This is a genomic window from Thermosynechococcus sp. TG215 (genome assembly GCF_031583455.1).
GTDB lineage: Bacteria > Cyanobacteriota > Cyanobacteriia > Thermosynechococcales > Thermosynechococcaceae > Thermosynechococcus.
Genome location: NZ_CP134178.1, coordinates 2,662,070 through 2,668,121, shown reverse-complemented (window position 1 = coordinate 2,668,121; position 6,052 = coordinate 2,662,070). Strand labels below are relative to the sequence as shown.

At 54.7% G+C, this 6,052-nt stretch carries 6 protein-coding genes and 1 pseudogene; 5 read left to right on the top strand and 2 right to left on the bottom strand.

Annotation, left to right across the window (positions count from 1 at the left end):
* Positions 1–179: 179 nt before the first annotated feature.
* The 5 genes and pseudogenes from rpmH (at position 180) to RHJ02_RS13005 (ending at position 2,852) form a co-directional block, all read left to right on the top strand.
* Positions 180–317, top strand: coding sequence for a 50S ribosomal protein L34 (gene rpmH, locus RHJ02_RS13025; protein ID WP_099799755.1), 138 nt, complete (start codon positions 180–182; stop codon positions 315–317).
* A pseudogene (gene rnpA, locus RHJ02_RS13020) lies at positions 317–586 on the top strand (ribonuclease P protein component); the annotation flags it as partial. The gene rpmH and the pseudogene rnpA, both read left to right, overlap by 1 nt.
* Before the next feature lie 72 nt (positions 587–658).
* Entirely contained in the window at positions 659–1,054 is a 396-nt protein-coding gene (locus RHJ02_RS13015; protein ID WP_225901724.1) for a PH domain-containing protein, read from the top strand.
* Between the two features lie 47 nt (positions 1,055–1,101).
* On the top strand, positions 1,102–2,307 hold the full coding sequence (gene yidC, locus RHJ02_RS13010; RefSeq protein WP_206200527.1) for a membrane protein insertase YidC: 1,206 nt from the start codon (positions 1,102–1,104) through the stop codon (positions 2,305–2,307).
* An 8-nt stretch (positions 2,308–2,315) separates the two neighbouring features.
* Positions 2,316–2,852 (top strand): R3H domain-containing nucleic acid-binding protein, encoded by a 537-nt coding sequence (locus RHJ02_RS13005; protein ID WP_310800304.1) that lies wholly within the window; start codon positions 2,316–2,318, stop codon positions 2,850–2,852.
* Here RHJ02_RS13005 and RHJ02_RS13000 read toward each other — a convergent pair.
* Together RHJ02_RS13000 and RHJ02_RS12995 are read right to left on the bottom strand one after the other, a co-directional pair.
* Positions 2,799–3,683, bottom strand: a complete 885-nt coding sequence (locus RHJ02_RS13000) for a glutaminase (protein ID WP_302678506.1) — start codon at positions 3,681–3,683, stop codon at positions 2,799–2,801. The genes RHJ02_RS13005 and RHJ02_RS13000 overlap by 54 nt on opposite strands.
* An 8-nt stretch (positions 3,684–3,691) precedes the next feature.
* On the bottom strand, positions 3,692–5,680 hold the full coding sequence (locus tag RHJ02_RS12995; protein WP_302678505.1) for an Rne/Rng family ribonuclease: 1,989 nt from the start codon (positions 5,678–5,680) through the stop codon (positions 3,692–3,694).
* Positions 5,681–6,052 lie beyond the last annotated feature (372 nt).

The window sequence follows — 6,052 nt, the reverse complement described above, 5'->3', positions numbered from 1 at the left end:
GCAAACCTCGTCCGTAGAATGTGAGCAATGATAGGCAACACGACCAAGACGGCAATAGCCTTGCAGGGCTACCGCTGCCTCACGGGAAGTGATACGATTGTAGATCGCTCTAACGACTGACTAGGGCGTGCCCCTTGGGGCAGTATTTTTTCTGATTAACCATCATAACTGCAACAGCCATGACGCAACGTACACTGGGCGGTACTGTCCGCAAACGTAAACGCACCTCTGGGTTCCGCGCGCGCATGCGCACCAAATCGGGTCAGAACGTCATTAAGGCACGGCGGCGTAAAGGACGGGCACGGCTTGCAGTCTAGTGCTCCCTCGTCAACATCGCCTGCGCGATCGCCATGATTTTGACCGCGTCTATCAACACAAAACCGCCCACCACGGCAAACTGGCCGTTCTTTGGCTGGCGCCCCAAGCCGTCAAGGCAGCACCACGGCTGGGCATTGTGGTCAGCAAAAAGGTGAGTAAGCGAGCCGTCGATCGCAACCGTTTGAAACGGCAATGGCGACGGGTGATCGGCTCACTCTTACTGCAGATAGCCGCAGGGTGGGATATGATTGTGGTAGTGCGTCAGGCGGCACTGCAAGTGAGTGACGAGGACTGTCGCGCTGAATTGACGCAGTTAATGGCCAAAGCAGGGGTACTGACGATGCCGGGAATTTCCGAAGACGTTTTCTACGAAGGCGGTCCCCATTGGGGTGACTTGGTGATCAACTTACTGTTGGGGCTAACGGTGATTTGTCTGCCCCTTACCGTTGGTGCCATTGTCCGTGCCCTCTGGCTGCGCTACCGCATTACCAATCGGCGGATTACGGTGATAGGCGGCTGGATGGGGCGCGATCGCTCCGATGTCATTTATAGCGAAATCACCAAAGTCGTCACCGTTCCTCGCGGCTGGGGCGCCTACGGTGATATGGTCGTCACCCTCAAAGATGGTAGCCGCTTAGAAATGCGCGCTGTCCCCCGCTTCCGTGAAATTTATGACTATATTTCTGCCAAATTGAGTCCCGCTGCCAAAAGTGTCAGTGGCGCGATTGGTTCTTAAGACCTAAGATAGTTCTGTTAACTGTTCACCCTTAATTGCAGGATTCCATGGATTTTGGTATCGGTTTCCTCTCCAACAATGTCATGCTGCCAATCCTTGACTTTTTCTATGGGATTGTGCCCAGCTATGGCCTTGCGATTGTGGCGCTGACACTGGTGGTGCGCTTTGCCGTCTATCCCCTCAGTGCGGGATCCATTCGCAATATGCGGCGCATGAAAGTTGTGCAGCCGATCATGCAAAAACGGATGCAGGAAATCCAACAGAAATACAAGGATAATCCTGCCGAACAGCAAAAGGCAATGGCAGAGGTGTACAAGGAGTTTGGTAATCCCTTGGCGGGGTGTTTCCCCCTGCTGTTGCAGTTGCCGATTCTCTTTGCTCTCTTTGCCACGCTCCGCGGATCACCCTTTGCTGATGTGAATTACCAGCTCAACCTGCAAATTGTTCCCCCTGATCAAACTGTCTTAGCCCAGCCCTTTGCCACTAAGCCGCAAAATATCTACGTTGATGAGGGCATTCATTTCCCCATTCAGGCGGTGGTTCCCAGCGGTACCAAGATTCCAGTGGGTCAAACGGTGGATCTCCAATTCCAAACCAAGGAGGGGAAACCCTTTAGTGAACTGGCCGCCGCCTATCCCAATAGTCACCTGCAACCCAAGTGGCAAATTATTCGCGGTCAAGAGCGGGCAACCATTGACAGTGAGGGGCATCTGCAAGCCCTGCAACCCGGTGATGTAACGGTTCAGGGAACGATTCCGGGGATTGCGGCGGATAAAGGTTTCCTCTTTATCTCTGCCCTTGGCCATGTGGGTGTCATTGATCAAGGGGAACTCTTCATCACGCTGCCCGATGGCACACGCCAGTTTAATTGGGGCGCGATCCACTGGGATATCCTGATCATGATCCTTGGCTTTGGTGTCAGTCTCTACGTCAACCAGTTGCTCTCTGGCCAAGGCAGCAGCAATAACCCGCAGCAGCAAACTGTGAATCAATTGACGCCGATTATCTTCTCTGGGATGTTCCTCTTTTTCCCACTGCCGGCCGGGGTGCTGCTCTATATGCTAATCGCCAACATCTTCCAGACGGTGCAAACCTTTATTCTCCAACAGGAGCCGCTGCCAGAGAACCTGCAAAAACTCGTGGAGGAGCAGGAACGGGCTGAAGCGATTAAAAATCGGGCTGCTCTCCCCTTTGAGGGCAAGGGGGTTAAAAGTGCCAAGGCCACTAAAGCCAAGCGTCATCCATCAAGTTGAGGGGAGGCATGACCGCTGATCCAATTGCTGCGGGGTGTGCGTGGCTGGAACAGGTGCTTGCTCTAGCAGGCTTTAAGACAACCGTTTCTGTGGTGGAGTCCCCTTTGGCAAGTGTGGTGCCGGGGCACTGGCTAGAGATCGATCGCCAGTCCCTGAGTGCTGCGCAAATTGAATCCCTGCTGGCCAACAATGCCAAAGCTCTCGATGCGTTGCAATATCTGCTCAATGCCACGTTGAATTTGGGGCGATCGCGGGAGGAGCAAACGGCTTTTACCTTGGAATTGGCGGGCTATCGCCGCGCCCGTTATCGCCAGTTGCAGGAGATTGCCCATCAGGTGGCTGCCCAAGTCCTCGACACCGGTAAACCCGTTGAAATTCGCTCCCTATCTGCAGCAGAGCGGCGTGTTGTTCACAGTCTCATCAAGGTAGAGAGCGATCGCCTTGAAACCTTTAGTTATGGAGAGGAACCGGATCGCCGCTTGGTGGTGCAGTTAGCCCAAGGGACTGAGGCCGAGGTGGCGGCTGATGCGCTGGAGCAGGTATAGACCCAAAATCGAGTTGCCACTGCGATCGAGGGGTGGACTGTAGCAGGCGATCGCCCCCTGTCGCGGCACAATGGCCAAAATCACACCACTCACACCCGATTTCACGGGCAAGCCAATTTCTAGGGCATAGCGGGGGGAGTCCTCGTAGAGGCCACAGGTGAGCATGAGCACATTCACCTGCTGACGATGGCGATCGCTCACCTTGTCATGGGGCAGTGCCAACAGGAGACCCAAGCGCGCCACTTCCTCAATCGTTCCTTGGAAACAGCACACCTGATTGTAGATCTCAAGGGCAACCCCGGCATCGGCAATGCGTCCAGACTCCACTAAACAGTGGGCAAGGGTGCGATTTTGCCAGTTGGGATGGCGATAAACGGCTGCTAACACCTCCTGATCCACCTGCAACTGCGTACCCGCACACTCATTGAGCCAAGTCTGAAAGACCGCAACACCGCCAACATCAGCCAATTGGCTAGCAAGGGCGATCGCTCCACTATTAATCATGGGATTGCGCGGCCACCCCTGATCAAGGGTTAACTGCAACACAGAGTTATAGGGGTAATCTGAGGGGCGCTGTCCCACCCACGTCCACACCTGCTCCTGCCACAGCGTCAAGGCATACAGCAGCAAGAAGGGCTTAATTGCGCTCATTAAGGGAAAGCGCAAATTGGAACGCCCAAGGGTAAACTGGTGCTTTGGGGTAACAAGGGCAAAGGCAAAAGCTTCAGACCCCACCCGCGGTAGCCGTTGAAGGGGTTCCCCCTGAGGAAGTTCTGCCGATGCAGCCTTGAGCCACTCTTGGATGAGGGCAGGGTCTAGATCCCCCAACATTGCTGAGCCTAAGTATTGGCATCGAGGGAGAGCTGCTCGCTAGTGGTGACCCGTCGCCGCCGCCGCCGACCTGCGGGCACGGAGGCCTCTGGGGTGGATGCTTCCCCGCCGGATTCAGACTCGGTCGTGACTTCTGGCTCACTGGTATTGAGCAGCGCAGTGGCTGGAATCGGCTCGACATTAATCGTGCTAACCACAGGGGCGGGCGGCTCATCAGCAGTCTCTGGGATATCCTCAGGCATTCCCTCACTAACGGGTCGTGCAGTTTTCTGGGGCAGGGGTAGGGGGTCTTGGCCGGGGCGTGCCACCATCACAATCGTTCCCCGCGGATTCTTCACCTCCTCAGAGTGCAACACAAGGGGTGAAATTCCCATTTCCGCATAGACCGCCTGCTCTTGATCCGTCATTGTTACGGTAATCACTTCCGCTGGTTCAGAGCGGCTAGGACGGGCAGGGCGCAGCGGACGGCTCTCCACTTTGACCACTGGCGGCGGCGCCGTTTCTGTAGGCGTGGTAATCACCTTGCGACCATTGCCATTTTCAGAGGCACGACGAGGACTGCGAGGGGTTGGTGGATGACTACTGCGGGAAGCACGCGGGCGAATACCCCCTACCGCTTGATAGTCAGGGTGGTTAATGAGTTGGGTCTCTAGACTGCTACTGGCAAAGCCATTGGGTTCAGTGCGGGATTCTAAACTGCGGCGTGGCTCCGGTGGACGCGGCATGGGCGATCGCTCGACAATTTCGCCGGGGCTATCCTCCGGTTCACCGGGTAAATGCACCAAGTGACCCAAGCCACCGCAGGCACTACAGGGACGGCCAAAAAGTTCATAGATATTTTGCCCTTGACGTTTGCGGGTCAGTTCCACCAGCCCCAGTTCTGAGAGTTGAGCAATTTGGGGGCGAGCTTTATCAGCACGCAGGGCTTTACTAAAGTGCTCCAGCAGTTGCAACTGGTCGCGGCGGGAATCCATGTCAATAAAATCCACAATGATCACGCCAGCAATATTGCGCAGTCGCAGTTGGCGAGCAATCTCCGTAGCCGCTTCGCAGTTCGTCCACAGCACTGTTTCCCGCGAGGTGGCTGAACTAGTGAATGAACCAGAGTTCACATCAATGACCGTCAGTGCCTCTGTTGGTTGAATGATGATATAGCCACCGGAGGGCAAATCCACACGGGGTTTCAGGGCTTCACGGATGGCAGCATTCACCCGAAAGTAATCCAAAATGGGAATGGGTTCTTGGTGATAGTCAATGAGAACCCCCACCGGCTTATTGACATTCCAGTTTTTCAGGTGCTGTTTGACCCGTTTGACCCCATCCGGAGTATCCACCACAATGCGGTTGACATCACTGCTATAGACATCCCGCAACACTTTTTGGATAAAGTCATCATCGCGCCCCAGAAGCTGGGGAGGACGGCTGGAGGCCGCCTGCTGTTGGATCGTTTCCCACTGCCGTTGCAGGAGTTCCAGATCCTCAAGTATGGCCTCTTCGGAGACACCCTCAGCCTCTGTACGCACCAGTAGCCCCATGCCAGCGGGTTTGACCAAAATGCCCAGGGCACGTAGCCGATGCCGTTCCGCCTCATTGGTAATCCGTCGCGATAGATTCACCCCCCGACCATAGGGCATCAGCACGAGATAGCGCCCAGGCAACGAAATATTTCCCGTCAGCCGTGGCCCCTTGGTGCCCGTGGGTTCCTTCATGACCTGAACCAGCACTTTTTGCTGCGGTGCGAGCAATTCCGTGATTGCCCCAGCCGTTCGCTTCAGGCGCAATGGGCCAAGGTCAGTGACATGGATAAAGCCATTACGGGAGGCATCCCCCAAGTTGACAAAGGCAGCATCAATGCCCGGTAGGACATTTTCAACCACCCCAAGGTAGATGTCCCCCACCTGATGGGTGCCCGTGGCCACGATTAATTCTTGAATTTGATCTTCGGCAAAGACCGCCGCTAGCCGATGTTCCTCGGCAATAATAATTTGCTTAGGCATTCATTATCCTTAGAATTTCTTAACAAAATAAACGTCAGCATGAATGGGCTAAAGGCATCTAGCACAGTGTTGAGCCACTCTTGCCCCTGTAAGGGACGCGTGCAAGTTTGGCTTTAAGATGGTTGGGAAAAGGGTTCCTGTAGAGGTGGGTTGGCATTGGAACGCGGAACGCAACTCTGGTGATACCTAAAAAGCTCTGCACGACTTGCAGAAGGAAAAGATGTCACCCCATGCCAGCCTTGATGAAAGTCTATGCTTAACCTTTGGTCTCTTAGGCTATGGAGGTTAAGCAAAAGGGATTTTTCTACAGTACCTCTAATGGTCTCTGATTATAGGTATCTCTGTCAAGATTGGCTAGGGGATTTTGCAAAA

Bases quoted from the DNA above. Each gene is read 5' to 3' on its own strand.
- rpmH (WP_099799755.1), top strand. From the start codon at position 180: ATGACGCAACGTACACTGGGCGGTACTGTCCGCAAACGTAAACGCACC.
- RHJ02_RS13015 (WP_225901724.1), top strand. From the start codon at position 659: ATGCCGGGAATTTCCGAAGACGTTTTCTACGAAGGCGGTCCCCATTGG.
- yidC (WP_206200527.1), top strand. From the start codon at position 1,102: ATGGATTTTGGTATCGGTTTCCTCTCCAACAATGTCATGCTGCCAATC.
- RHJ02_RS13005 (WP_310800304.1), top strand. From the start codon at position 2,316: ATGACCGCTGATCCAATTGCTGCGGGGTGTGCGTGGCTGGAACAGGTG.
- RHJ02_RS13000 (WP_302678506.1), bottom strand. From the start codon at position 3,683: ATGTTGGGGGATCTAGACCCTGCCCTCATCCAAGAGTGGCTCAAGGCT.
- RHJ02_RS12995 (WP_302678505.1), bottom strand. From the start codon at position 5,680: ATGCCTAAGCAAATTATTATTGCCGAGGAACATCGGCTAGCGGCGGTC.